This is a genomic window from Luteimonas sp. A649 (assembly GCF_054072735.1).
This window is the reverse complement of record NZ_JBSVRQ010000002.1, coordinates 428,605-452,476: the sequence shown is the minus strand read 5'-3', so window position 1 is coordinate 452,476 and position 23,872 is coordinate 428,605. Positions and strand designations below refer to the sequence as shown.

24 protein-coding genes are annotated in these 23,872 nt (G+C 70.7%); 10 read left to right on the top strand and 14 right to left on the bottom strand.

The genetic code is table 11. The features are described from left to right. Positions 1-7: 7 nt before the first annotated feature. The 7 genes from ACW5E8_RS11590 to ACW5E8_RS11560 form a co-directional block, all read right to left on the bottom strand. Positions 8-1,564: an efflux transporter outer membrane subunit gene (locus ACW5E8_RS11590; protein WP_456965676.1), complete on the bottom strand. Its 1,557-nt coding sequence runs from the start codon at positions 1,562-1,564 to the stop codon at positions 8-10. 132 nt (positions 1,565-1,696) lie between these two features. Then, on the bottom strand, positions 1,697-2,104 hold the full coding sequence (gene cueR / locus ACW5E8_RS11585; protein ID WP_456965675.1) for a Cu(I)-responsive transcriptional regulator: 408 nt from the start codon (positions 2,102-2,104) through the stop codon (positions 1,697-1,699). After that, the gene (locus tag ACW5E8_RS11580; RefSeq protein ID WP_456965674.1) at positions 2,101-4,413 is read right to left on the bottom strand and encodes a heavy metal translocating P-type ATPase; all 2,313 of its coding nucleotides are present in this window, start codon (positions 4,411-4,413) and stop codon (positions 2,101-2,103) included. The genes cueR and ACW5E8_RS11580 overlap by 4 nt, the downstream gene beginning before the upstream one ends. A 52-nt stretch (positions 4,414-4,465) precedes the next feature. After that, entirely contained in the window at positions 4,466-4,921 is a 456-nt protein-coding gene (locus tag ACW5E8_RS11575) for a hypothetical protein (RefSeq protein WP_456965673.1), read from the bottom strand. Positions 4,922-4,938: 17 nt separating this feature from the next. Beyond that, positions 4,939-5,370 carry a copper resistance protein NlpE N-terminal domain-containing protein gene (locus ACW5E8_RS11570; protein WP_456965672.1) on the bottom strand — a complete coding sequence of 144 codons (432 nt, stop codon included), beginning with the start codon at positions 5,368-5,370 and terminating at the stop codon, positions 4,939-4,941. A gap of 88 nt (positions 5,371-5,458) precedes the next feature. Beyond that, entirely contained in the window at positions 5,459-6,172 is a 714-nt protein-coding gene (locus ACW5E8_RS11565) for an HAD family hydrolase (RefSeq protein ID WP_456965671.1), read from the bottom strand. Between the two features lie 83 nt (positions 6,173-6,255). Further along, positions 6,256-6,672 carry an EF-hand domain-containing protein gene (locus tag ACW5E8_RS11560; protein WP_456965670.1) on the bottom strand — a complete coding sequence of 139 codons (417 nt, stop codon included), beginning with the start codon at positions 6,670-6,672 and terminating at the stop codon, positions 6,256-6,258. Positions 6,673-6,901: 229 nt separating this feature from the next. Here ACW5E8_RS11560 and ACW5E8_RS11555 point away from each other — a divergent pair, with 229 nt between their 5' ends. Beyond that, positions 6,902-8,095, top strand: a complete 1,194-nt coding sequence (locus ACW5E8_RS11555; RefSeq protein ID WP_456965669.1) for a PQQ-dependent sugar dehydrogenase — start codon at positions 6,902-6,904, stop codon at positions 8,093-8,095. Here ACW5E8_RS11555 and ACW5E8_RS11550 read toward each other — a convergent pair whose 3' ends face one another. Further along, complete coding sequence (locus ACW5E8_RS11550) at positions 8,096-8,488, bottom strand: hypothetical protein (RefSeq protein WP_456965668.1); 393 nt, start codon at positions 8,486-8,488, stop codon at positions 8,096-8,098. Between the two features lie 84 nt (positions 8,489-8,572). On the opposite strand from ACW5E8_RS11550, the gene ACW5E8_RS11545 reads away from it, so the two are divergent. Next, positions 8,573-8,845 (top strand): hypothetical protein, encoded by a 273-nt coding sequence (locus ACW5E8_RS11545; RefSeq protein WP_456965667.1) that lies wholly within the window; start codon positions 8,573-8,575, stop codon positions 8,843-8,845. A 30-nt stretch (positions 8,846-8,875) separates the two neighbouring features. Here ACW5E8_RS11545 and ACW5E8_RS11540 read toward each other — a convergent pair whose 3' ends face one another. The 3 genes from ACW5E8_RS11540 to ACW5E8_RS11530 form a co-directional block, all read right to left on the bottom strand. Next, the gene (locus ACW5E8_RS11540) at positions 8,876-9,340 is read right to left on the bottom strand and encodes a YbjN domain-containing protein (RefSeq protein ID WP_456965666.1); all 465 of its coding nucleotides are present in this window, start codon (positions 9,338-9,340) and stop codon (positions 8,876-8,878) included. Between the two features lie 31 nt (positions 9,341-9,371). Next, entirely contained in the window at positions 9,372-10,238 is an 867-nt protein-coding gene (locus tag ACW5E8_RS11535) for an EcsC family protein (RefSeq protein WP_456965665.1), read from the bottom strand. A gap of 89 nt (positions 10,239-10,327) precedes the next feature. Then, the gene (locus ACW5E8_RS11530; RefSeq protein ID WP_456965664.1) at positions 10,328-11,428 is read right to left on the bottom strand and encodes a hypothetical protein; all 1,101 of its coding nucleotides are present in this window, start codon (positions 11,426-11,428) and stop codon (positions 10,328-10,330) included. 151 nt (positions 11,429-11,579) lie between these two features. Between ACW5E8_RS11530 and ACW5E8_RS11525 the strand changes: the two genes are divergently transcribed. Next, on the top strand, positions 11,580-13,520 hold the full coding sequence (locus tag ACW5E8_RS11525) for a pyridoxal phosphate-dependent decarboxylase family protein (RefSeq protein WP_456965663.1): 1,941 nt from the start codon (positions 11,580-11,582) through the stop codon (positions 13,518-13,520). Positions 13,521-13,530: 10 nt separating this feature from the next. Here ACW5E8_RS11525 and ACW5E8_RS11520 read toward each other — a convergent pair whose 3' ends face one another. The 3 genes from ACW5E8_RS11520 to ACW5E8_RS11510 all read right to left on the bottom strand — a co-directional run bounded on the left by ACW5E8_RS11520 (position 13,531) and on the right by ACW5E8_RS11510 (position 17,166). Next, positions 13,531-14,346, bottom strand: a complete 816-nt coding sequence (locus tag ACW5E8_RS11520; RefSeq protein ID WP_456965662.1) for a TSCPD domain-containing protein — start codon at positions 14,344-14,346, stop codon at positions 13,531-13,533. A gap of 65 nt (positions 14,347-14,411) precedes the next feature. Next, positions 14,412-14,948 carry a histidine biosynthesis protein HisIE gene (locus tag ACW5E8_RS11515; RefSeq protein ID WP_456965661.1) on the bottom strand — a complete coding sequence of 179 codons (537 nt, stop codon included), beginning with the start codon at positions 14,946-14,948 and terminating at the stop codon, positions 14,412-14,414. Positions 14,949-15,006: 58 nt separating this feature from the next. Continuing rightward, positions 15,007-17,166, bottom strand: a complete 2,160-nt coding sequence (locus tag ACW5E8_RS11510; protein WP_456965660.1) for an adenosylcobalamin-dependent ribonucleoside-diphosphate reductase — start codon at positions 17,164-17,166, stop codon at positions 15,007-15,009. Positions 17,167-17,675: 509 nt separating this feature from the next. Here ACW5E8_RS11510 and ACW5E8_RS11505 point away from each other — a divergent pair. The 7 genes from ACW5E8_RS11505 to ACW5E8_RS11475 are packed head-to-tail and all read left to right on the top strand — an operon-like array spanning position 17,676 to position 23,806. Then, the gene (locus tag ACW5E8_RS11505; RefSeq protein WP_456965659.1) at positions 17,676-19,124 is read left to right on the top strand and encodes a Do family serine endopeptidase; all 1,449 of its coding nucleotides are present in this window, start codon (positions 17,676-17,678) and stop codon (positions 19,122-19,124) included. A 25-nt stretch (positions 19,125-19,149) separates the two neighbouring features. Further along, on the top strand, positions 19,150-19,512 hold the full coding sequence (locus ACW5E8_RS11500; protein ID WP_456965658.1) for a hypothetical protein: 363 nt from the start codon (positions 19,150-19,152) through the stop codon (positions 19,510-19,512). Positions 19,513-19,517: 5 nt separating this feature from the next. After that, positions 19,518-20,015, top strand: coding sequence for a phage holin family protein (locus ACW5E8_RS11495; protein ID WP_456965657.1), 498 nt, complete (start codon positions 19,518-19,520; stop codon positions 20,013-20,015). Then, complete coding sequence (locus ACW5E8_RS11490; RefSeq protein WP_456965656.1) at positions 20,012-20,539, top strand: protein sip-5; 528 nt, start codon at positions 20,012-20,014, stop codon at positions 20,537-20,539. The genes ACW5E8_RS11495 and ACW5E8_RS11490 overlap by 4 nt, the downstream gene beginning before the upstream one ends. 17 nt (positions 20,540-20,556) lie before the next feature. Continuing rightward, positions 20,557-21,666, top strand: a complete 1,110-nt coding sequence (locus ACW5E8_RS11485) for an AI-2E family transporter (RefSeq protein WP_456965655.1) — start codon at positions 20,557-20,559, stop codon at positions 21,664-21,666. 20 nt (positions 21,667-21,686) lie between these two features. Further along, positions 21,687-22,433 (top strand): HAD family hydrolase, encoded by a 747-nt coding sequence (locus tag ACW5E8_RS11480; RefSeq protein WP_456965654.1) that lies wholly within the window; start codon positions 21,687-21,689, stop codon positions 22,431-22,433. Further along, positions 22,430-23,806: a leucyl aminopeptidase family protein gene (locus ACW5E8_RS11475; RefSeq protein WP_456965653.1), complete on the top strand. Its 1,377-nt coding sequence runs from the start codon at positions 22,430-22,432 to the stop codon at positions 23,804-23,806. The genes ACW5E8_RS11480 and ACW5E8_RS11475 overlap by 4 nt, the downstream gene beginning before the upstream one ends. Positions 23,807-23,872: the final 66 nt, after the last annotated feature.

Genomic DNA, 23,872 nt, shown 5'->3' with positions numbered 1-23,872 from the left:
GGTCGCGTTACCGGGGCGGATGCCCGGCCACGGGCGCGCGCGCGGCGTTGGCGATGTCGTCCATCGCAGGCTCGCTCCGCGTTGTTGGAAACGGCGCGACGGGCGCAATCCAGTCACCCCCCAGCGCGCGATACAGGTCGACCAGGGAGCGATAGCCGTCGCCGCGCGTGGTGCTCAAGGCCAGCTCCGCCGAGAACAGGCTGCGTTCGGTGTCCAGCACCTCGAGGTAGTCGGCATAGCCGTTGTCGTAACGCTCGCGCGCAAGCTCCACTGCGCGCTGCAGCGCCGCCACGCGACGTTCGAGCGAAGCGAGCTGCTCACGCGTGGCCCCGATCGTGGCCAGCGCATCGTCGACATCGCGGAAGGCGCCCTGGATGGTCTGCGCATAGGCCGCCAGCGCCTGCTCGCGGCGCGCTTCCGCCTGCTGGTTGGCTGCATCGATGGCACCGCCCGCGAAGAGCGGCCCGAACAGCTGCCCCACGAACGACCAGGTGCGCGCGGGTCCGCTGAAGAGGTTGTCGAGGTCGCGGCTGGCGCTTCCGCCGGCACCGGTCAGCGACAGACTCGGGAAGTACAGCGTGCGCGCGGCGCCGACCAGCGCATTGGCGGCGATCAGCTGCTGCTCGGACTGCAGGATGTCGGGCCGTCGGGCGATCAGCCCCGAGGGCAGCCCCGCCGGAACCGGTGGTCCGGCCAGGTCCTGCAGCCTGCCTCCGCGCGCGATCGGGCCGGGATTACGCCCGACCAGCATCGACAGCGCATGCTCCTGCCGGGCGATCGCCTGTTCGAGCTCCGGGATCGAGCCGACGGCGGTCTCGTACTCGGCCGTCACCTGCATCATTTCGAAATCCGAGACCGCACCACCGTCGAGCCGCAGCTGGAACACGTCGACGTTGTGCTTGCGGCCTTCGAGCGTGGCCTGCGCGATCTCAAGGCGCTTATCGAGGTCGAGCAGGGTGACGTAGCCGGAGACCACCGCCGACACCAGGGTCAGCGCCACGCCGAGGCGCGCCTGTTCGGTCGCCAGCAGGTTGGCGCGCGCGGCCTCGCCCTCGCGGCGGATGCGCCCCCACAGGTCGAGCTCCCAGCTGGCCGACAGCAGCGCGGCGTAGTCGCCGCCGACCGCGGAGCCCGCGCGCTGGCGTCCGGCGCTGGCGCCGTAGCCGGCCTGCGGCAGGCCCTGGGCGCGCGTGGCGACCACGCGCGCGGCGAACTCGTCGACCCGGGCCGTGGCGATGCGCAGGTCGTGGTTCGCGGCGAGGGCTTCCTCGACCAGCGCGTCGAGGGCACTGTCACCAAACCCGCGCCACCAGGCCGGCACGTCCGCCAGCGTCGCGCCCGGCGACGACGCGGATCCGGCCTCCGCCGCGAAGCGCCAGGCCTCCGGCACCTCCACGCTGGGCCGCACATAGTCCGGGCCGAGGACGCAGCCGGCGTTGCCGCAAACGAGAATGGCGAGGGTCAGGCTGCCCGACAGTCGGAAGCGGCCACTGCGGGGCATCGTGACCACGGGTTCCGCCACGGCTGCGACACCCCACCGCGGCACTGTCTGCAGTTCGGTCACGGCCCGGATCCTGATCGGCTAGGGAACGAAAGCCCAACCGGGGGAGCTATAGCACGGCGAATTCGGCGCCAACATCGCACCTTGTACCTACCGCATCGCCGGAGGCGCGGCCGGTCGCGCCTGCAGTGGTTCCTACAGCGGAGGCCGGGCGGCCGGTTCGCCCAGGCCGGCGAGGATGGGGCAGTCGGGGCGCCCATCGCCAGCGCAGCAGTCGCTCAGGGTCTGCAGGGTGTCGGCCATCTGCCGCAGCTTCGCGATCCGGTCCTCGAGGTCGGCGATGTGCGCCTGCGCCAGGCGCTTCACGTCGGCGCTGCGGCGCGAGCGGTCGTTCCACAGGCCGAGCAGGTCGGCGATCTCGGCCACCTGGAAGCCGAGGTCGCGGGCGCGGCGGATGAAGCGCAGGCGGTGCACGTCGGCATCGCCATAGATCCGGTAGCCCGACGCGCTGCGATCGGCCGGCGGGACCAGGCCGGCGTCTTCGTAGTAGCGGATCATCTTGGCGGACACGCCGGAGGCCGCGGATGCCTCGCCGATGTTCATGCGCGCCCCCCGGTCACCGCGTCCTTTGCCAGCGGCGGCTTGAACCCGCGCAGGCGCAGCGCGTTGCCGAGCACGAACACGCTCGACAGCGACATCGCGCCGGCGGCGAGGATCGGCGACAGCAGCAGCCCGAACGCGGGATACAGCACGCCCGCCGCCACAGGGATCAGCGCGGTGTTGTAGGCGAAGGCCCAGAACAGGTTCTGGCGGATGTTGCCGATGGTCGCCTTCGACAGGGCGATGGCATTGGGCACGCCCTGCAGGCTGCCCGACATCAGCACCACGTCCGCGGCCTCCATCGCGACATCGGTGCCGGTGCCGATGGCCAGGCCGACGTCGGCCTCGGCCAGCGCCGGGGCGTCGTTGATGCCGTCGCCGACGAAGGCCACGCCACCATGCTCGGCCTTGAGGCGGCGCACCGCGTCGACCTTGCCCGCGGGCAGGACTTCGGCGATCACCTCGTCGATGCCCAGGCGCGCGGCGATCGCCTGCGCGGTGCGTGCGTTGTCGCCGGTGATCATGGCGACCTTGAGGCCGAGCGCATGCAGCGCGGCGATGGCGGCGGGCGTGTCCCGCTTGATGGGATCGGCCACCGCGATGATCGCGGCGAGCCGGCCGTCGATGGCGGCGTACAGCGGCGACTTGCCCTCGCCCGCCAGGCGGGTGGCCACGTCGTCGAACGCATCCACGTCCAGGCCCAGCGAACGCATGTAGCGATCCGCACCGACCTCGACGCGGCGGCCATCGATGCTGGCGCGCACGCCCATGCCGGTGACGGACGTGAACTCCGCCGGCGCCGGCACCGTGATGCCCTCGCCCTCGGCGGCCTCGACGATGGCGCGCGCGATCGGATGCTCGGAGCGCGACTCCACCGCCGCCACCAGCCGCAGCACGTCGGCACGATCGAAGCCCTGCGACACGTCCAGGTCGGTCAGCTTCGGCCGCCCCTCGGTCAGCGTGCCGGTCTTGTCCACCGCCACCACGCGCGCATCCCTGAGCAGCTGCAGCGCCTCGCCCTTGCGGAACAGCACGCCCAGCTCGGCGCCGCGGCCGGTGCCGACCATGATCGAGGTCGGCGTCGCCAGGCCCATGGCGCAGGGGCAGGCGATGATCAGCACGGCCACGGCGTTGACCAGGGCGAAGCCCAGCGCCGGTGAAGGCCCGAAAGCCATCCACACGATGAAGGTCAGCAGCGCCGCGCCCATCACCGCCGGCACGAACCACAGCGTGACCCGGTCCACCAGCGCCTGGATCGGCAGCTTGGAGCCCTGGGCCTGCTCGACCAGGCGGATGATCTGCGCCAGCACCGTCTGCGCGCCCACGGCCGTCGCGCGCAGGGTCAGCGCGCCCTGCTGGTTGACCGTGCCGCCGACCACGGCGCTGCCGGCGGACTTTTCGACGGGCACCGGCTCACCGGTGATCATCGATTCATCGATCCAGCTACTGCCTTCGACGACCTCGCCGTCGACCGGCACGCGCTCGCCGGGCCGCAGCTCGACCAGGTCGCCATCCACGACCTCGCCGATCGGGATGTCGACCGCGCGGCCGTCGCGCAGGACCCGCGCGACCTTCGGCTGCAGTCCCACCAGGCGCGTGATCGCTTCCGACGTGCGGCCCTTGGCGCGCGCCTCCAGCCAGCGCCCGAGCAGGACCAGGGCCACGATCACCGCCGCCGCTTCGTAATAGACGTTGGCCGTGCCCTCGGGCAGCAGTCGCGGCGCGAAGGTGGCGACCACCGAATAGCCCCAGGCGGCCAGCGTGCCCACGGCCACCAGCGAGTTCATGTCCGGCGCCATCCGCAGCAGCGCCGGGATGCCGGCGGTGTAGAAGCGCCGGCCCGGAACCACCAGCACCAGCGTAGTCAGCGCGAACTGCAGGATCCAGCTGCGCTGCAGGCCCAGCGTCTGCCCGACCCAGTGGTGCACGGCCGGCACCAGGTGCGAACCCATCTCGAGCAGGAAGACCGGCAGCGCCAGCGCCACGGCCAGCAGCAGGTCGCGTCCGAGCGCGACACGCTCGGCTTCGCGCCGGGCCGCGGCTTCGTCATCACCGGCGGGCGCGCCGACATCGATCGCGCGCGCCGTGTAGCCGGCCTTGCCGACCGCGGCAAGCAATACGTCGGCCGGGGCCGCACCGTGCACGGTGGCGCGCTCGGTGGCGAGGTTCACGGTGGCTGCGGACACCCCCGGCACCGCCTGCAGCGCACGCTCGACGCGGCCCACGCAGGACGCGCAGGACATGCCTTCCACGGTCAGTTCGATGGTGGAGTCGTGCATCCGCGGGGCCTCGCCTTGGTCGCCGTTGAACATGCGAACAGCCTAGACCTTCCCATCATTGGAAGGTCAAGCCGGGCGACGACGCTCAGCTGCCGTCGGGCAGCGGCCGCCCCCAGCGCGCATAGCTTTCCGCAATCCCCTCGCGCAGGCGCCTGGCGCGCGCATCACCCGGCACCACGCCCACATCGCGGGCGATACCCTCCCAGCCTTCCTCGTGCCCGCTGAGCCAGGCATCGAGCACGCCCCGGCAGGGGCGCCCGGAAACGCGCGCCAGGGCGCAGGCGTAATACAGGTCGCCGGGTACCGTCGCGGGCTTGCCAAGCAGCTCCTCCAGCAGCGGCCGCGGCGCATCGAAATAACGCACCAGCTCATCGATGAAGGCGTCGGGATAGCGCGCGGCGTAGCGGTTGAGGTCGGCCAGCCTGGCATCGACGACGGCGTCGCCGGTACGCGGCTCCCAGGCCGCGGCCTGGTCCTGCGCGGCGGCGGGCGCCAGCAGCAGGATCAGGCAGGCGAGCAGCAGGAGAAGTCGATGGTTCATGTGGATACCTTGCGTGTTCAGGGCTGCCGGCCGAGTGGCTGCAGGAGGTCGCCATCGCGGCCGGGGAACGTGCGTCCCTGCAGGTCGCGCACCTGCAGCGCACCGCCGTGCACCAGGGCGTAGCGGCGCAGGCCGCCGGTGTCGGGCTCAAGGCTGAGCAGGGCGTGGTGGAGCTGCCACTCGCCGCGCTCCTCGAAGCTCACGCTGCCTTCGACCGCAACATACACCTCCACCAGCTCGTAGCGCTGCGCGCCATCCTGGCGCTCGAGCACGAGCCTGGTGTCGATGGCTTCGCAGTCCGCGCAGGGCAGGCTGCCGCGCCATTCGACCGCGCCATGGCCCGCCGGGTCGATGCCGGGGAGCGCGGGCTGCGGGTCCCCGTCGCGCGCGCAGCCCGCCACCAGGCCGACGAGCAGCAGCGCGAGCGCGATGGCATGGACGCGTGGCATGGCGTGATTGTGCCGCAGGGCGCGCCTGCACGCAGGCCCGGTGGCCTCGCCCGGCGCCGGCGCTCGACCGGCACACGCTGCGCGTCAACTAGGCCGCCAGGATCGAACGCAACGCATCCGGCAATCCCGCCGCGGACGCGATCGTGCGCATGCGCCTGCCGTTGCCGGCCGTGACCTCGGCTTCGCGCTCGTGTTCCCAGGTGAGGTGATAGGGCACGTGCACGCCCCATCCGCCAAGCTCCAGCACCGGCGCGATGTCCGAGCGCAGCGAGTTGCCCACCATCACGAACTCCGCCGGCATGATCGCGAATTCCTCCAGCAACCTGCGGTAGGTCGGCACGTCCTTTTCACTGACGATCTCGATGCGCCGGAACAGGCCCGACAGCCCCGAGTCACGGACCTTGGCTTCCTGGTGGAACAGATCGCCCTTGGTGACCAGCACCACGGGCACCTCGGCGGCGACCGCTTCGACGGCGTCGCGTATGCCCGGCAGCAGTTCAACCGGATGCCGCAGCAGCGCCTTGGCCAGCGCAACGATGCGGTGCAGGTCGGCGGCAGTGATCCGCCCCGCGGTGATATCGATCGCGGCCTCGATCATCGACAGGGCCATGCCCTTCACGCCGTAGCCGAACACGGCCAGATTGGCCTTCTCGACGGCGTACAGGCGCTCGCTGGTGCGGACATCACCGTTGACGTAGCCGGCGATGATTGCCTCGAAGTCGCGCTGGGCCTGGTCGAACCAGTCCTGGCTGCGCCAGAGGGTGTCGTCGGCATCGAAGCCGACCATCCTGATAGTGGCCATCGAACGATTATCGGTGAAACAGCGCGGCGGCAGGTGCCGCCGCGCATGCCGTGGCCGCGCCCGGGGCGGGCGCGGCCCTTCGATCAGCCCTCGCCGCCGGCCTTGGCAGCGTGGTCGCGGTACTCCTCGGCAGTGAGCTCACCGTCGCCGTCTGCATCGGCCTCGGCGAACACCGCGGCGAGCGCCGGCAGCGCGGCCGACTCATCGCGCGAAATGGTGCCGTTGCCGTCGGCATCGACGTCGGCCCAACCAAGCTGGCGCGCAGCGGGCTGCGCGCCGGAGGTCGTGGGCGGCTGCGTCGCGTCCTGCGCATGAGCGGTGTCGGCGTGCTCCGAGGCGGCGTGCTCCGTGTCGGCGTGCTCCGAGGCGGCGTGCTCCGAGGCGGCCTTCTGCGCATCGCGGACTTCCGGGGGCACCGTGCTCTGGGCCATGGCCAGCGGCATGGCCAGCGCTGCGCCCAGGGCGGCGATGGCGGCGAGGTGGGTGCGTGCATTGCTCATCAGGGGATTCTCCTTGGCGGATGCGGGGGCATCCGCTCGATTCAGGGGTGGCGGCCACACGTGTCGGACCGCGGCGACACCCTGCACCGCCGCGCATTAACCGCATGCACCCCGCGATCCGCGCGTGCACGCGGCCTTAACCACTTCCGCCGCGCCTGCGTTTATGACCGCGTGCACGCGCCGGCGGCCTGCCCGATACTGCCGCTCCGCCCGTCCGGAGATCGACATCATGAAACTGCACGCCCTGGTTGCCGCCTCCGCGCTGGCCCTCGCCGCCACCGCCTGCAGCGGCGATGCCCGCCCGACGGCGGAGCCATCCGTCGACGCAGCCGCAGCCGCCGCGGCGCCCGCTGCGGACCGCACCGACGCCCGCCCCTTCGAGATCGACGTCATCGCGGCCTTCGAAGAACCCTGGGCGATGACCTTCCTTCCCGACGGCCACCTGCTCGTCACCGAGAAGAAGGGGCGGCTGAAGCTGGTCGACGTCGAGAGCGGCGCCACCCGCGACATCGCCGGCGCGCCCGAGGTCGACTACGGTGGCCAGGGCGGCTTCGGCGACGTGCTTGCGCACCCCGGTTTCGCCGACAACGGCATCGTCTACCTCAGCTACGCCGAAGCCGGCGAAGGCGACACCCGCGGCGCGGCACTGGCCCGGGCGAAGCTCGTGCTCGATGCGGACGGCGGCGACCGCCTGGAAAACCTGGAGGTCATCTGGCGCCAGGTGCCCAAGGTCAGCGGCCGCGGCCACTACGGCCACCGCATGGCCTTCGACGCCGAAGGCAAGCTGTGGCTGAGCTCGAGCGAGCGCCAGAAGTTCGACCCGGCCCAGGACATGGCTTCGAACATGGGCAAGATCCTGCGCCTCGAAGACGACGGCCACCCTGCCGCGGGCAATCCCTTCGCCGCCGACGGCGGCGTGGCCGCGGAAGTCTGGTCGCTTGGCCACCGCAACGTGCTCGGCATCGGCTTCGACGCCAGCGGGCAGCTCTGGGACGTGGAGATGGGTCCGGCCGGCGGCGATGAACTCAACCGCGTCGAGCGCGGCGGCAACTACGGCTACCCGATCGTCTCCAACGGCGACCACTACGACGGCCGCCCCATTCCCGACCATGACACGCGGCCGGAATTCATTGCGCCCGCGGTGACCTGGACGCCGGTGATCTCGCCCTCGAGCCTGGTGTTCTACAGCGGCGACGTGTTCCCCGAGTGGAAGGGCAGCGCCTTCATCGGCGGGCTGTCGTCGCAGTCGCTGGTGCGCGTCGCATTCGATGGCGACGGCGCACGCGAAGCCGAACGCTTCGACATGGGCCATCGCATCCGCGCGGTTGAGCAGGGTCCCGAAGGGGGACTGTGGCTGCTCGAGGATGGTGGCCAGGATGGTGGCCAGGGCCGCCTGCTGAAGCTGCTGCCCACCGAAGGCTGATCAGGGCAGGACGGCGCCCGAACCGATCTCCTGCCCGTCCTCCAGAACGCGGAAGCCGCGGCTGCCATCGTCGGGCAGCCGCACCGCGCCGCTGCAGACCAGGTGCACCTCGTGGCGGGTGCCGGGTTCGATCGTTCCCACGCCGCCGCCATCGACGGCGCAGCGCACGTCAACGCCCCCGTCGAAGATGAATTGCCCGCGCCATGCGCCGGCGATCCCGACCACCCGACCACCGTCGGCGGTGGCGCGCATGTCCAGGCGCACCGGGATGCGGTGCCTGCCCGGATAGTCGAGCCGCGGCGGCGTCACCGTCGCGGCGGCCTCCGGCTGCTGCGGCGCTCCGCCGCAGGCGGCCAGCACCAGGGGCAAGGCCAGGGCGAGCGCACAAGGCATGACCCGTCGCGTGATCGCCCGCTTGTTCATCGTTTTTGAACACATACCTGCCATAGTACGGCGACCACGTTCGATGCGATACCGATGCCCGGCACCACCTCCGATGCACCCGGCCCACCCGAACTCGAGCAGGCCATTGCCGAGCTCGAAGGCGAGATGGCCGACCTGCAGCTCAAGTACCGCGATCTCTTCGCCTATGCCAACGCCTGGGCCGAACGGCACGACGCGATCATGCGCCTGTCACCGCCGCACCTGCGCGACAGCACCGAGGCGCGACTGCGCCGCATCGCCATCCGCTGGGGCCTGGCCGAAGGAACGCGCATGACCGCGCAGTTCCCGGCGCTGCGCCAGGCCTGAGCCTCGCGGCGCCGGATGCGTCGCGTCCGGTCAGAAGTCCACGGCCTGCGTGAAATCGCCCAGCAGCTGGCTGAAGATCTCGACCTGGCTCTTGATGTGATCGGCGTGCCGCGCGTGCAGCACTTCGAAGTCGTACTGGAAGAACGGGTCCATCTCGTCATCCAGCAGCACCCTGCCATAGCGGTAACGGGTGTTGTAGACGTTGGCCACCTGCAATGAGGTGCCGTTCGGCAGGTCAAGCCCGATCTCGAGCTGCAACGAGCCGCAGCGCCCGGCGTCGCAGTCGTAGAAGTTCATGTAGGCGTTCAGGCCGTCGACCAGGAACTTGATCTTCGGATCACCCACGCTGTCCTCGAGCAGTTCCGGCGACAGGTCCATCGCCTGCAGCACGGACATGGCTTCGTCGCCGGTCACGCCCTTGCCGGTGTCGGCGAGCGCCGGCGCGACGGCCAGGGCCAGCAGCGGGGCCAGCAGGCCCGCGGTCACTTTGCGCATCGTGTATTCCCCCTTGGTAAGGGGGCAAATGCTATCCGAAAGCAGGCGGGTTGCGGTCACCTTTGCGGGCCGCGGCAGCGAGTGCATCGTAGGCCCGGCGCACCGCGTCCGCGCCATGGCTGCGCTCCAGGCGCCGTACGATGAAGTGGCCGCGGGCCATGGCCTGGAAATGGCGCATGAACAAGGTGTTGAGCGCGGCGCCGGTGGCCGCGCCCACGATCGGCACCGCCTGCAGCGCCACCTTCTGGCTGACGTTGACCGAAAACCTGGACCCGACCGCCGACAGCAGCTGCACGATCAGTGGACCGCCCTTGCCGACCAGGCCGTGCACGGCCACGTACTCGGCGGCCGCGGCCACCTGCTGCGCGAGCACGGCCCTGGCTGCGAAATAGCCCGACTCGGCGCCGTCGTCGGCACCGGCGCGCCCGCCCATGGTCAGCACTTCGAAGCACCCCAGCGTGGTGGCCGGATCATCCAGCGGCTCGCCTTCGGCGCGCGCGATCTCGGCGATCGAGCGCAGGATCAGGGTGGTGGTGAGCGGCAGCTCCACCACCAGGCCGGCGAGGCCGAAGGCGCCGCCGGCGGCGCCGCTGGCCGCGGCGACGATGGTGTGGGTACGCGGGCGCGCAGGCGGCCCGGCTTCCTTGCCCAGCGTCGCCATGGCCGCGCGCAGCGACTGCTCCAGGGCCTTGCGCACCAGCGCGTTGACGAGCTTCGTCGCAGGCGCCGGCAAGCGCTTGGCCATCACGTACTCGAGGGGCGCGCCGACGAGATTGGCCAGCTGGGCGGCGATGCCGGGGTTCTCCAGCAGGTCGCAGGCCTGCCTGAGCTCGCCCAGCGCTGCGGCATCGAGCGCCACGGGCGGCGTGGGGATGTGGGTCGGGAGGGACGGTGGCATGGGCGCACGTTAGCGCAGGCGATGTCGCCCTCGCGACAACGCGCGATTTGCAGCGGCGGCGGCGTTGCGCATCGCGCCCGGCCCTGGTTTCAGCCGGCGTCGGGATCCTTGCCGGGCGTTGGCGGACCGTCGTCCGGCCACTGATGGTCATGGTCGCCGTCGAGCAGGCGCATGCGCCTGCGCTTGACCTTGAGTTCGTCGCCGGCGCGCACCGTTTGCGTGATCTCCAGCATCTCGACGACCCCCGTCGAATGCCGGAACAGCGCGGCACCGGCTTTGACTATCGACAGCTCGGCCAGCACCTGCTCGCGCGCTTCGGCCGGGATGTCCGCGTCGAACATCTTCTCGGCCACGGCGATCGCGAGTTCGGCCGCCTTCTCCCGATCCAGGTGCGTGGTCCACTCCAGGTGCACGTCGTCCGAATCGCGGTCGTGGACATGAAGCACCAGGGCCACGCGCGCGGGCAGCATGCCCTCGCCCAGGGGATGGTCGAGTTCGACATCGACCTCGTAGCGGCGGCCTTCCTCGAGCTCCACGCCCACGAAGTCGTTGTACTGCACGGCATCTTCCGACAGCAGCATCTGCAACATGTCGGGCGCCATCAGCTGCTCGATGATCGCCTGCACCTGGGGCGCGCCCGTGGCGCGCGCCTTCGCCAGCGCGTCCGCATCGGCGGCGTCGTCACCTTCGGCGGAGGCCAGCCCGGCCTCGAAGCCGGCCAGCAGGGCCGTCTCCATGACCGGCCGCATGCGTTCGGCGACCAGCGACAGATTGCGGATGCCGGCGAAACTCCCGGCGGCGTCGAGCTCGATCTCCAGCACCAGGTCGCCCAGCGACTCGAGCATGCCCTCGATGACGTGGGCACCATCGGGCTCGCCTTCCAGCACCTCATAGCGGCTGTCCGCGAACGACCATGCCTGCAGGAACCCGTCGTCGCGCGCCTCGGTGATGCGGACGGTTTCAATCGAGGTCACGCGCGTGCGCTCGCGGCCGTCGGCATCGCGGTCGTCGTCGTAGTCCTCGGTCGCATAGCGCAGCTCGACGCCTTCGCGCCACGGCAGCACCAGGCTGATCACGTCGGCGCGGGGCGCAGCAGCCGCCGGGTCCCGGGCGACATTCTTCTCGGCCGCCGGCACGGACGCCGCCGCCAGCAGCAACGTCGCCACGCCAAGACATTTCACGATCCCCATTGCGCTCCCCGCGCCGCGCCCCCCGGCGCCATCGCGGCAATCCTACGCGAAGCACGGATGGACGGGACCGCGCCGCGCTTGACCCTGCTCAAGGCGCTGGCGGTCCGTCGCGCTCAGGCTGGACACCCAGTCGCAGCCGCGAGCCGCCGTCGTGAACCAGCCTGCCCTGTATCCCTGCTTCCTCGGCCCCTACGGCGAGAACGACGCGCTGCTTGAATCACTCATGGTCGAGTTCCTGCGCGACCACGTGTACTGGCGGCGCAACCTGCATCCCGAAGACCTCCCGGCGATCCCCACCGGCGCCAACCGCCGGCCCGACTACATCGCCTTCGAATCGCGCCTGCGCCGCGAACTGCACCTGCTGTCGGCGGCGCTCAAGCGCAGCGTGCCCTTCCACAGCCCGCGCTACATGGGCCACATGGTCAGCGACCTGCTGATCCCGGGCCTGGCCGCGCAGATGCTGGCGCTCCCCTACAACCCCAACAACGTCAGTGCCGATGCGGCCCCGATCACCATCGACCTGGAACTGAAGGCCGGGCTGCAGCTTGCGGCGATGATCGGCTACCCGGCCGATCCCGCGCGCGACGACTGCGCCTTCGGCCACCTCACCTCGGGCGGCACCCTGGCCAACGTCCAGGGGCTGCGCCTGGCGCTGGCGCTGAAGGCCTTCCCGGTGGCGCTGCGTGCGGCGGCGGTGCCGCTGCCCGAGGTTCCCGACGATGACTGGGAGGCCTTCAACACCGGGCCGGACGCGGGCACCGCGCTGTTCGCGCAGTGGTGCGCCTGGCGCGACGCCCTGCAGCCGCGCGAGCGCCAGGCCTGGCAGCGTCGTGTCGACGCGCAGCGCATCGAGACCCTGGGCCTGGCCGGCTTCCTCGAACGCCACCCGGAACTGTCGTCGCCGCGGGTGTTCGCTCCCGCCACCGCGCACTATTCGTGGAGCAAGGGCATGAAGATGCTCGGCCTGGGGCGCGCACAGCTGGAACTGATCCCCGGTCGGGCGATGCGCCTGGATGTGGATGCGCTGGAGGAGGCACTCCAGGCGTGCCTGCGGCTGCGGGAGCCGGTGCTGATGGCGGTGGGCGTACTCGGCAGCACCGAGTTCGGCACCATCGACCCGATCGACCGCCTGGCCGACGCGCGCGCGCGCATGCAGGCGCGAGGCCTGGGCCTGTCCCTGCATCTGGATGCCGCCTGGGGCGGCTACCTGGCGGCGCTGTTCCGCGAGCCCGACGGCCGCCTGCGCCCGCGCGACGACGTCGCCGCCGGGTTCCAGTCGTTTCCGCACCCCGAGGTACACGCCGCCTTCGCCGCGATCCCGCGCATGGACTCGGTCACCATCGATCCGCACAAGCTCGGCTACCTGCCCTACGGCGCCGGTGCCTTCCTGTGCCGCGACCAGCGCGCGATCGGGCTGTTGGCCGAGGACGCCGACTACGTCTTCGACGACGCGCCGGACACCGGCTATTTCCAGCGCCACCGCCAGCTCGGTCGCTACATCCCCGAGGGTTCCAAGCCCGGCGCCAACGCCGCCGCGGTCTACGTCACCCACCGCGTGCTGCCGCTGGACCATGAACACTTCGGCCGCCTGCCGGCGCAGGGCATCCTCGCGGCCGAGGCGTTCATGGCCGAGGCACGGGGTTTCATCGAACGCATCGCAGCGCTGGCCACCGCCGTGCTGCCCTTCGAACCCGACTGCAACCTGGTCTGCCTGGCGATGAACCCCCGCGGCAACCACGACGTCGCGCGCATGAACCGTTTCATGCGCGGGCTGCACCGGGCACTGCGCGCCGATCCCGGGCAAGCGACGCAGCGCGGGGAATACTTTGGCTCGATGACCACGCTGCGGCCCGAGGCCATGGGCGCTGTCGACACCGCGCGCGTGCTGCAGGCGCTGGGATTCGAGTCCGGCGACCTGGACGAAGGCAGCGAAGACCACGATCGCATCGTGGTCCTGCGCCACACGCTGATGAATCCCTTCCTGCTCGACGCCGGCTGCGCCGACGGCGGCTACATCCGCGGCTACTTCGACTACCTGGAGCGGCTGGTGTCCGCGGCGCTGGCTCCCGGCGCACAGGCGGTCCGTGCCTGAAACACCCGCCTCACCCGCACTTGGAGTAGCCGCAGTTCAGGCAGGTCGCGCAGCCGTCCATGACCACCACCGCCTTGGTGCTGCACTTGTGGCACATAGTGGCCGAGGGCGGGAAACTGGTGCCATCGCCGGTGACCGCCACGTCCTCGCCGCTGCCATCGCGACCCTGGTCCGCGAACAGGCTGCCTACCGGACCGGCATCGGCGGCGGCTACGTCGGCATCAGCGTTTTTTTTTGAGCGTGCCTCGTACTCGCGGCGCTTCTCTTCGATCAGCGCGCGCCGCTCCGGGCTCATGTCCGGATCGTGGAGCATGCCGATCGACTTCAGGTGCTCCTCGACGATCGCGCCGAGCTCGGCCACCAGCGAGGGCATGTACACGCCGCCGGCCTTGAAGTAGCCGCCGCGCGGGTCGAACACCGACTTCATTTCCTCGATCAGGAAGGTGACGTCGCCGCCCTTGCGGAACACCGCCGACATGATGCGGGTCAGCGCGACGATCCACTGGAAATGGTCCATCGACTTCGAGTTGATGAAGATCTCGAACGGGCGCCGCAGCTCGTGCTCGGTGCCGGCATTGAGCACGATGTCGTTGATGGTCACGTACATGGCGTGCTCCACCAGCGGCGACTTGATCTTGAACGTGCTGCCAATCAGCACTTCCGGGCGCTCGATGCGCTCGTGCATGTGGATGACTTCGGCCGTCGGGCGGACCGCGGGCGTGCCCTGCGCATCGCTGGCTGCGGCCTTGGCAGGCGCTGCCTTGTCCCCGCTCTCGGCGGTGGCGACGGAGTAACCGGTGATTTTCTTCTGGATCTTGACGGCCATGACGCGTTTTCCTGCTGTTCGTGGATGCCCTGGCCTCCCCCGGGGCACGGGGGAGGCCGGGCGGATTACTTGCCTGCGGCCTTCGATGCCGCCTTCCGCGGCGCCGCCTTGCGGGCGGGCGCCTTCTTCACTGCCGCCTTCGCGGGCGCCTTCTTCTTCTTCGCCGCCGCCTTCTTGACGACCGGCTTCTTTGCCGCGACCTTGCGGGCGACCGACTTGCTGGCGACAGTCTTCTTCGCCACGGCCTTCTTCGCGGCCGCCTTGCTGGCGGTCTTCTTCGCGACCTTCTTCGCCGCACGCTTGCGCGTGAGCGCGGCCGCCTCGGCCTTGGCACCGGCGCTGGTGGCGGCCAGCGACTGCTTCGCCCCGGCAACGCGCTTGGCCACGGCCTTCCTGGCCGTGCCGGTACGCTTGGCAACCGCCGTCTTCGCCTTCGCAGCCGACTTCACCACCGCGTCCTCGGCCTTGCCGGCCGCCGTCTTCGCCTGCTTCACCACGGTCGACGCACGCTTGGACACCGCACCGCCGACAGCCTTCGCCTTGTCGGCGACGACCTCGGCGGCCGTGCCGAGGGTCGCCGCGACCCCATTGCCGTTGCTCATTGTGTTTGCCTCGTCGTCATGTCGCGGGCGGGGCGCCCGCAGGCGGAATGTAACGCGCTCAGAACTTTCCGTAGTAGCCCTCTTTCAGGGCGTCGAACAGGTTGGCGGCGGTGTGGGTCTCGCCGTCGTACTCGATCTCCTCGTTGCCCCTGGCCTCCACCGTGGTCCCGTCCTCGAGCTCGAAGCGGTAGGTGGTGCCGACAAGGTCGGACTCCTTCACCAGCACGCCCTGGAAGGCGGCCGGGTTGAAGCGGAAGGTGGTGCAACCCTTCAGGCCCTGCGCGTGGGCGTAGAGGTAGATGTCCTTGAAGTCCTCGTAGGGGTAGTCGGTCGGGACGTTGGCGGTCTTGGAGATCGACGAGTCGACCCACTTCTGCGCCGCGGCCTGCACGTCGACGTGCTCCTTCGGGTTGATGTCGTCGGCGGAGATGAAGTAGTCCGGCAGCTGCGTGGCCGGGTCGTCGCTGAACGGCATGGCGCCGGCGTTGACCAGGTGGCGGTAGGCCAGCAGTTCGAAGGAGAACACGTCCACCTTCTCCTTGGACTTCTTGCCCTCGCGGATCACGTTGCGGCTGTAGTGGTGCGCGAACGAGGGCTCGATGCCGTTGGAGGCGTTGTTGGCCAGCGACAGGCTGATGGTGCCGGTGGGCGCGATCGAGCTGTGGTGGGTGAAGCGCGCGCCGGTCTCCGCCAGCTGTTCGACCAGTTCCGGGGCGACGCCGGCGATGCGCTGCATGTAGCGCGAATACCGCGCGTGCAGGACCTTGCCGGGGATCTCCTGGCCGAGCTTCCAGCCGTCGGCGACCATCTCCGGGCGCTTGCGCAGCATCTCGGCGGTGACTTCGAAGCGCTCTTCCATGATCGGCGCCGGGCCCTTCTCCTGCGCCAGCGTCAGCCCGGTTTCCCAGCCAGCGACGGCCATCTCGCGGGCGACGCGGTCGGTGAAGTCGCAGCTCTCCTTCGAGCCGTACTTCATCTTCAGCATGGTCACGGTCGAACCCAGGCCCAGGAAGCCCATGCCGTGCCGGCGCTTGCGCATGATCTCATCGCGTTGCTGCTGCAGCGGCAGGCCGTTGACCTCGACCACGTTGTCGAGCATGCGGGTGAACACGCGCACCACTTCCTTGTATTCCTCCCAGTCGAACTCGGCCTGGTCGGTGAAGGGGTCGCGCACGAACTTGGTCAGGTTGACCGAGCCCAGCAGGCAGGCGCCGTAGGGCGGCAGCGGCTGCTCGCCGCAGGGGTTGGTGGCGCGGATGGTCTCGCACCACCAGTTGTTGTTCATCTCGTTGACGCGGTCGATGAGGATGAAGCCCGGCTCGGCATAGTCGTAGGTGGACACCATGATCATGTCCCACAGGTGCCGCGCGCGGACCTTGCCGTACACCTTGCAGGCCACCAGGCCGTCGTCGCGCACGATGTAGCCCTGGTGCTGCGGCCAGTCGCGCCACTCCACCGCGCCCGGATCGGCGAGATCGATGTCGCCCTGCTCCTTCTCGTTGATCGGGAACACCAGCGGCCAGTCGCCGTCGGACTTCACCGCATCGATGAAGCCGTCGGTGACCAGCAGCGACAGGTTGAACTGGCGCAGGCGCCCGTCCTCGCGCTTGGCGCGGATGAAGTCGCGCACGTCGGGGTGGCTGACATCGAAGGTGCCCATCTGCGCGCCGCGACGGCCGCCGGCCGACGACACGGTGAAGCACATCTTGTCGTAGATATCCATGAACGACATCGGCCCCGAGGTGTAGGCGCCGGCGCCGGCGACGAAGGCACCGCGCGGGCGCAGCGTCGAGAACTCGTAGCCGATGCCGCAGCCGGCCTTCAGCGTCAGGCCGGCCTCGTGGACCTTCTCCAGGATGCCGTCCATGGAGTCGAGGATGGTGCCGCTGACGGTGCAGTTGATGGTGCTGGTGGCGGGCTTGTGTTCCAGCGCGCCGGCGTTGGACGTGATGCGGCCGGCGGGGATCGCCCCGCGGCGCAGCGCCCAGAGGAAGCGCTCGTTCCAGTACTTGCGCTTCTCGGCCGTGGTCTCGGCCTCGGACAGCGCGCGCGCGACACGCTGGCAGGTGCCGTCGATGTCGGCATCCAGCGCGTCGCCCTGCTTGGTCTTCAGGCGATATTTCTTGTCCCAGATGTCGACCGACGCCGGCTGCATCGGGATGTCCTGGTCGGTGCCAGCCATCGTGTTCCTCACAGCTTCCAGGCGAACCGTACTCATGCTGCTTCCATCTCCTTGATCCTGCCCGTCCGCGTGCGAACCGGGTGTCGTTGTCCTGTCATGCCCGGCGCACCCCGAGGGGCTGATCGCGCCGATGGCGAAGCCACGCCGCGCGCATTCGCGCACCGTGGCTCATGTCGTTTTTTGCGTGTCCCCTGTCACATCCTGCATGCGCCAGTACCTCCCGCCGCCGCGGATGGAATGAATGGGCCAAACCCCACCACTTGGGCCGATGACACTATGCCCACCCCAAGATGTAGTGGCAAGTGGAAAGTTGACGCTACTCGCGGGCGGCAGCCAAGTCAACCGATCCCGTGGCACGCCGCAGATGCGCGCGTTTGGCATCGGCAAGCCGGCAGCAGTCGGCATCACCACCATGCGGATACGGTAAGTTAGGCAACCCCGGACCCGGCGGGCGCAGCGCGCACCGCGTCGCGACCGCTGCGTTTCAGGCGCGATTCCATGACCTCCATCGAAACTGGCAAGGGTTTCCCTTCCGCACCATGCCGATGAAGCAATCGACCCGGACCCTCCTCGCACTGACGCTTGCCGCCGCCTTCGGCGGATTCGCCGCAACCTTGATCCGCGACGGCCTGCAGGTACCGGCCCGCGCCGAGCCCGCGCCGGCCGCAGCCGTGCCCATGGTGGCGGCGCTGCCGGCCACCATCGATGGCCAGGCCCTGCCTTCCCTGGCGCCGATGCTGCGCCGGGTCACGCCGGCCGTGGTCAGCGTGCACACCAAGCAGCGCGTGCGCATCAACAATCCGTTCGCCAACGATCCCTTCTTCCGCCGCATGTTCCCCGGCATCCCCGAGGAGCGCATCAACGAGTCGCTGGGCTCGGGCGTGATCGTCGACGCCGCGCGCGGCTACGTGCTCACCAACCACCACGTCATCGAGGGCGCCGACGAGGTGTCGGTGACCCTGTCCGACGGCCGCACCCTGGCCGCCGAGTTCGTCGGTTCCGACGGCGACACCGACCTCGCGCTGATGAAGATCCCGGTGCCGGCCGACGGCGCCCCGCTGCAGGCGATCGCGCTGGCCGACAGCAGCGCGCTGCAGGTGGGGGACTTCGTGGTCGCGGTCGGCAACCCGTTCGGCGTCGGCCAGACGGTGACCTCGGGCATCGTGTCCGCGGTCGGCCGCAGCAACGTGCCCGGCGTGGGCTACCAGAACTTCATCCAGACCGACGCCAGCATCAACCCGGGCAACTCCGGCGGCGCGCTGGTGAACCTCCGCGGCGAGCTGGTCGGCATCAATACCGCCAGCTTCAACCCGCGCGGCAGCATGGCCGGCAACATCGGCCTGGGCTTCGCCATCCCCGCGAACCTTGCGCGCGGCGTGATGCAGCAGCTTGCTGCCACCGGCGAAGTGCGCCGCGGCACGCTCGGGATCGACACCCAGGACCTCGACGACCGCCTGGCCGCCAGCCTCGGGCTCGCGGCCGGGAGCCACGGCGCGGTGGTGACCCGCGTCCACGCGGATTCCGCGGGCGCCAATGCCGGCCTGCGCCCCGGCGACGTGATCGTGGCCGCCAACGGCGAGCGCATCGCCGACGGCGAGTCCCTGCGCAACTTCCAGGGCCTGCAGCCGGCGAACGCGCGCGTCACCCTCGACGTGCGCCGCGACGGCAAACCGGTGCAGGTGCAGGCCACCCTGCGCGAGCAGCCGCGGGTACTGGCCGGCCAACAGCTCGATCCACGCCTGTCGGGCGCCAGCTTCGCCGAGCTGCCCGAGGCCCTGCGGCGCGGCGGCGTGTCGGGCGTGCTGGTGGAGGACGTCGCACGCGACAGCCGCGCGGCGCGCAGCGGATTGCGCGCCGGCGACATCGTGCTCGGCGCCGGCAACGCGCGCGCCGGCGACCTGTCCGCACTGCGCGCTGCGCTGTCAGAGGCACCTGAGCAACTGGCCCTTCACATCCAACGGGGCCGCGGACAAGGCACCCTGTTGATGAAATGACCCGCCCCCAAGCAAGGAGACCGCAATGAGCCCCACCCACACCGACAACATGAAGTCCAACCTGTCCGAGGCCGGCGGACACCTGAAGCAGGCCGCCGTCGACACCGCCGACGCCGTGCGCGGTGCAGCCGCGGCCGCGGGCGAGGAAATGCGCTTGGGCAAGGCCCACTTGAAGGCCGACCTTGCCGACGGCGCGATCGCCGGCCTGTCCGCGCTGGAACAGGCCGCCGGTGCCGGCAGCGAGCAGGTCGACCAGCTCATGGAGAAGGGCCGTGACCTGATCGACAGCGCCGCCGACCTGATCCGCGAACGCCCGATCGCATCCTTCGGCGCGGCCTTCGCGGCCGGCTGGATCATCGCCAAGCTCGCGCGCAGCGGCGACAAGTAAGCGGCGTGGAGTCGCAGCCGCCACCGCCGGACCTCGCCGAGTCGCTGCGCGAACTGCGCGAGAGCGGCCTGGCCGGGATCAGCGCAACCGGCGACGCCGCCAAGGCGCTGCGCGACCTGCTGGCCGCGGATGTCTCGCTGGCCCGCAGCGCCGCCGGGCGCAGCGCCGTCTTCGCCGGCGCGGCGGTGATGTTCGGCGCCTCGGCCTGGCTGCTGCTGATGACCGCGCTGATCGTGGTCCTGAGCAACCAGGTGGGATTGCCGTGGTGGCTGTCGCTTGGCGGCTGTGGGCTGCTCAGTGCGCTATGTGCCTGGCTCGCACTGCAGAAGGCCACGGACTATTTCGAACACACGCGCCTCAAGGCGACGCGGCGCCAGCTGGCGCGCCTGGGTATCGGCGAACTGTCCGAACTGATGCCTTCGGCCGGCTCGGCGGAGTCGGCGCGCGCCGCGGAGGCCACCCTGCGCGACAGCGCCCGCGCCGCCGGAGCGACACCGCCATGAGCTTCGAGGAACTGCAGGCCAAGGTGGCCCGGGCCGAAGACATGCTCGAGGCACAGGAGCGGCGAGTGGCCGCCAACCTGCGCGTGCTGGGCGGCTCGTGGCGCGAAGCATGGACGCCGCCACGGGTGATCGTGGCCGGCCTCGCCGCGGGCTTCCTCGCCGGGTGGGCACGGCCGGCGCGCGCGGTGGCCGGCATCGAACCCACGCGCTGGCTGCAGCTGGCGGGCAGCCTGGCTGGCCTGGTCGGCAGCGTCCAGGCCGCGTTCGCGGCATCCGAAGCGAAAGACGCCGCCGCGGACGCCGGGGCCGTGGCGGCCGATGCCGCGGACGTGGCAACCGGCGGGCCGGCGTCGGCAGCACAGCCTGCTGTGGGGCAGCCTGCGGAAGACCGCGCGCGCGCGGAGGAGGCCGCCCCGCCTGGCCGGATCCCTGCGGCTGCCGATCGCAGGCGCGTTCCCGACCCGTCATGGGACGCGCCGCCACGCCCTGCGGAAGCCGCCACGGAACTGTCCGAACGGCGCTGAGGGCGCCGGCGCCGACCATGGCCGACACCGCACCCGACGCACCGGGCGAGGCCGCCGCCGCAGCGGCACCGCCCTCGCCCGAACCCCGCCCCCGCGCCTCCGCAGCGATGCTGGTCCTGGCCACGCTCGCCGTCGGCTACACGCTATGGGCGGCCCAGGGCCTGGTGCTGCCGGTGCTCCTGGCGATGTTCTTCGCCCTTATCGGCAACCCGGTGATCCGCGCGCTGCACCGGCTCTACGTGCCGCGATTCCTCGCCGCGTTGCTGGTGCTGGTCGGCGGCATCGCGGCCACCGGCCTGCTCGGCCAGCAGCTGCTGGCACCGGCCATGGACTGGATGCAGGAAGCGCCGCGGCAGATGCGCCAGATCGGCAAGGAGCTGAGCGCGCTGGTCGAGCCGGTGCACGAGGCCGGCCGCGTGGCCGAGGACATCGCGCGCCAGGCCAGCGGCGACGGCGGCGGCAAGGTCGAGGTCGTGCGTACGCAACAGGATGATCCCTACGGCCTGGTCACCCGGGCGCCGCGCGCAGTGGGCGGCGTGCTCGCGGTGGTGCTGCTCACCTTCTTCTTCATGGTCTTCGGCGAGGACCTGCAGCGCCGCGCGATCGCGCTCCTGCCCACCCGGCAGCGGCAGAAGATCACGGTCGAGATCATGCAGTCGATCGAGCGCGACGTGTCGCGCTACGTGTTCACCATCACCCTGATCAACGCTGCCGTGGGCCTGGTGCTGGCGGCGATCCTGCACTGGGGCCTGGGGGTCGAAGTCCCGGAGGCGCTGCTGTGGGGCACGATCGCCATGCTGCTCAACTTCGCGCCCTACGTGGGGCCCGCGATCGGCGTGGTGCTGATGTTGGCGATGGGCTTCGTGAGCTGGGACGAGGTCGGGCCGTCGCTGATGCCGGCGGGGATCTACCTGGGACTGCACACGCTGGAAGGCCAGCTGGTGACGCCGCTGGTGCTGGGGCAGCGGATGCAGCTGTCGCCGCTGGTCCTGATCCTGGCGCTGCTGGTGTTCGGCTGGCTGTGGGGCATCGTCGGCCTGCTGCTGGCGGTGCCGCTGCTGGTGTGCGTGAAACGCGTGCTGGCGCGCATCGACGGCCTGCAGGGCTGGGCGCGGCTGCTCGGTTAGCCGCGCCGTACAATGGCGACATGGCCTTCGCCGTCCGCGCCATCACCCTCGACCTCGACGACACCGTCTGGCCCTTTGCGCCGATCGGCGTGCGCATCGAGCGCGTGCTCGACGAATGGATGCGGCGGCACAGTCCGGCGACCGCGGAGATGTTCCCGGTCGAGGGAATGCGCGCGCTGCGCGAGCGCGTGGCCACCGAGCATCCGGCGCTGTACCACGACATGTCCGCGCTGCGCCGCCTGACCCTGGAGGCGGCCCTGCGCGAAAGTGGCGGCGACGTGGCGCTGGCGGACGCGGCCTACGATGCCTTCTTCGCCGAGCGCAACAAGGTGGAGTGCTATCCCGACGCGATCCACGCGCTGGAACGCATCAGCGCCGTGCTTCCCATCGCCGCGCTCAGCAATGGCAACGCCGATCTCGCCCGCATCGGCCTGGACCACCTGTTCACCGCCCAGCTCAGCGCCTGCAGCTTCGGTTCCGCCAAGCCCGATCCCGCGATCTTCCTCGCCGCCTGCGAGCTGCTGGGCGTGCCCCCGGCCGAGGTGCTGCACGTGGGCGACCACCCCGAGGCCGACGTGGCCGGGGCCGCGCGCGCGGGCCTGCGCAGCTGCTGGATCAATCGCGCCGATGACGCCGGCCACCGGGTGCAGTGGCAACACGCCGAGGTCGAACCCGACCTTCATTTCGATTCCCTGGCCGCACTGGCCGACTGGCTCGAGGCGGCGCGGTCCGCTTCGGGCGAACGCATCCGGAGCACCCCCGCATGAGCCTTCCCCATTGCTACGTTCCCGCCGCCGGTTCCACCGGCGCGCGGCCGCTGCACATCGTCGACCGCAGCGGACTGGATGCCTGGCGCGCGACGCAGCCTGCAGCCGTCATGGCGTGGCTGGACGCGCACGCCTTCGACGCCTCGCCCTGCAGCTGCCTGGCGCTGCCGGGAAGCGACGGCACCCCGGCCGGCGCCGTCATCGGCGTGGGCGACATGCTCGATCCCTGCAGCTACGCCCACGCACCGCGCACGCTGCCTGCCGGCGCCTGGGCACCGGCGGACGGACTGGCCGCCGACGCGCTGCGCGCCCTGCAGCTCGGCTGGGGCCTGGGCAGCTATTCCTTCGACCGCTACCGGACGCCGAAGCCCCTGGCTGCGCACCTGGTGCTGGCCGATGCCGATGCCGAAGCGCTGGACGTCCTCGCAGCCTGCGCGCGCGTACGCGACCTGGTGAACACCCCCACGCAGGACATGGGGCCCGATGAGCTCGAAGACGTGGCGCGCGGCATCGCCGGCGCCCACGGCGCCACCTTCACCGCGATCACCGGCGATGCGCTGCTCGAGCAGAACTTCCCCGCCATCCACGCCGTTGGCCGCGCGTCACACCGTGCGCCGCGCCTGTTGGAACTGCAGTGGGGCGACGCTTCGCATCCGCACGTCGCCATCGTCGGCAAGGGCGTGTGCTTCGACACCGGCGGCCTGGACATCAAGCCCGCCGACGGCATGCGCAACATGAAGAAGGACATGGGCGGCGCCGCGCACGCGATCGGGTTGGCCGAACTGGTCATGGCCCGTCGCCTGCCGCTGCGCATCACCCTGCTGGTGCCGGCGGTGGAAAACGCGATCGGTCCCGACGCCTTCCGCCCCGGCGAGGTCATCGCCACGCGCACCGGCGTGAGCGTGGAAATCGACAACACCGACGCCGAAGGCCGGGTGATCCTCGGCGACGCGCTGGCCTATGCCGGCGAACAGGCGCCGGACCTGATCCTCGACTTCGCCACCCTGACCGGCGCCGCGCGCATCGCGCTCGGCCCCGACCTGCCTGCGCTCTTCAGCAACGACGATGCGCTGGCGCAGGCGTGGCTGGACGCGGGCATGCAGGTGCGCGACCCGCTCTGGCGCATGCCGCTGTGGCGGCCGTACCTGCGCTACCTGACCAGCAAGGTCGCCGACATGGCCAACGCCGGCTCGAAGATGGCCGGCAGCGTAACCGCCGCGCTGTACCTGGAGCGTTTCGTGCCCAAGGACATGCCCTGGGCACACCTGGACACGTATGCCTGGAACGACAGCGATCGCCCCGGCCGCCCCGCCGGCGGCGAGGCGCTGGGCCTCCGCGCCGCCTACGAAATGTTGAAAGCCCGCGCAGCCTAGGCGCGAAGCATCGATCCCCGCCCCCTTGGCAGCCCCCCTTTGTGGGAGCAGCCCTTGTGGGAGCGG

Excerpts from the sequence above, each read along its gene's own strand:
- ACW5E8_RS11545 (WP_456965667.1), top strand. The coding sequence starts at position 8,573 with ATGCCCGGCACCACCTCCGATGCACCCGGCCCACCCGAACTCGAGCAG.
- cueR (WP_456965675.1), bottom strand. The coding sequence starts at position 2,104 with ATGAACATCGGCGAGGCATCCGCGGCCTCCGGCGTGTCCGCCAAGATG.
- ACW5E8_RS11550 (WP_456965668.1), bottom strand. The coding sequence starts at position 8,488 with ATGCCTTGTGCGCTCGCCCTGGCCTTGCCCCTGGTGCTGGCCGCCTGC.
- ACW5E8_RS11570 (WP_456965672.1), bottom strand. The coding sequence starts at position 5,370 with ATGCCACGCGTCCATGCCATCGCGCTCGCGCTGCTGCTCGTCGGCCTG.
- ACW5E8_RS11530 (WP_456965664.1), bottom strand. The coding sequence starts at position 11,428 with ATGGGGATCGTGAAATGTCTTGGCGTGGCGACGTTGCTGCTGGCGGCG.
- ACW5E8_RS11535 (WP_456965665.1), bottom strand. The coding sequence starts at position 10,238 with ATGCCACCGTCCCTCCCGACCCACATCCCCACGCCGCCCGTGGCGCTC.
- ACW5E8_RS11490 (WP_456965656.1), top strand. The coding sequence starts at position 20,012 with ATGAGCTTCGAGGAACTGCAGGCCAAGGTGGCCCGGGCCGAAGACATG.
- ACW5E8_RS11480 (WP_456965654.1), top strand. The coding sequence starts at position 21,687 with ATGGCCTTCGCCGTCCGCGCCATCACCCTCGACCTCGACGACACCGTC.
- ACW5E8_RS11560 (WP_456965670.1), bottom strand. The coding sequence starts at position 6,672 with ATGAGCAATGCACGCACCCACCTCGCCGCCATCGCCGCCCTGGGCGCA.
- ACW5E8_RS11475 (WP_456965653.1), top strand. The coding sequence starts at position 22,430 with ATGAGCCTTCCCCATTGCTACGTTCCCGCCGCCGGTTCCACCGGCGCG.
- ACW5E8_RS11505 (WP_456965659.1), top strand. The coding sequence starts at position 17,676 with ATGAAGCAATCGACCCGGACCCTCCTCGCACTGACGCTTGCCGCCGCC.
- ACW5E8_RS11520 (WP_456965662.1), bottom strand. The coding sequence starts at position 14,346 with ATGGCCGTCAAGATCCAGAAGAAAATCACCGGTTACTCCGTCGCCACC.
- ACW5E8_RS11555 (WP_456965669.1), top strand. The coding sequence starts at position 6,902 with ATGAAACTGCACGCCCTGGTTGCCGCCTCCGCGCTGGCCCTCGCCGCC.
- ACW5E8_RS11515 (WP_456965661.1), bottom strand. The coding sequence starts at position 14,948 with ATGAGCAACGGCAATGGGGTCGCGGCGACCCTCGGCACGGCCGCCGAG.
- ACW5E8_RS11485 (WP_456965655.1), top strand. The coding sequence starts at position 20,557 with ATGGCCGACACCGCACCCGACGCACCGGGCGAGGCCGCCGCCGCAGCG.
- ACW5E8_RS11500 (WP_456965658.1), top strand. The coding sequence starts at position 19,150 with ATGAGCCCCACCCACACCGACAACATGAAGTCCAACCTGTCCGAGGCC.
- ACW5E8_RS11510 (WP_456965660.1), bottom strand. The coding sequence starts at position 17,166 with ATGAGTACGGTTCGCCTGGAAGCTGTGAGGAACACGATGGCTGGCACC.
- ACW5E8_RS11540 (WP_456965666.1), bottom strand. The coding sequence starts at position 9,340 with ATGCGCAAAGTGACCGCGGGCCTGCTGGCCCCGCTGCTGGCCCTGGCC.
- ACW5E8_RS11565 (WP_456965671.1), bottom strand. The coding sequence starts at position 6,172 with ATGGCCACTATCAGGATGGTCGGCTTCGATGCCGACGACACCCTCTGG.
- ACW5E8_RS11575 (WP_456965673.1), bottom strand. The coding sequence starts at position 4,921 with ATGAACCATCGACTTCTCCTGCTGCTCGCCTGCCTGATCCTGCTGCTG.
- ACW5E8_RS11580 (WP_456965674.1), bottom strand. The coding sequence starts at position 4,413 with ATGTTCAACGGCGACCAAGGCGAGGCCCCGCGGATGCACGACTCCACC.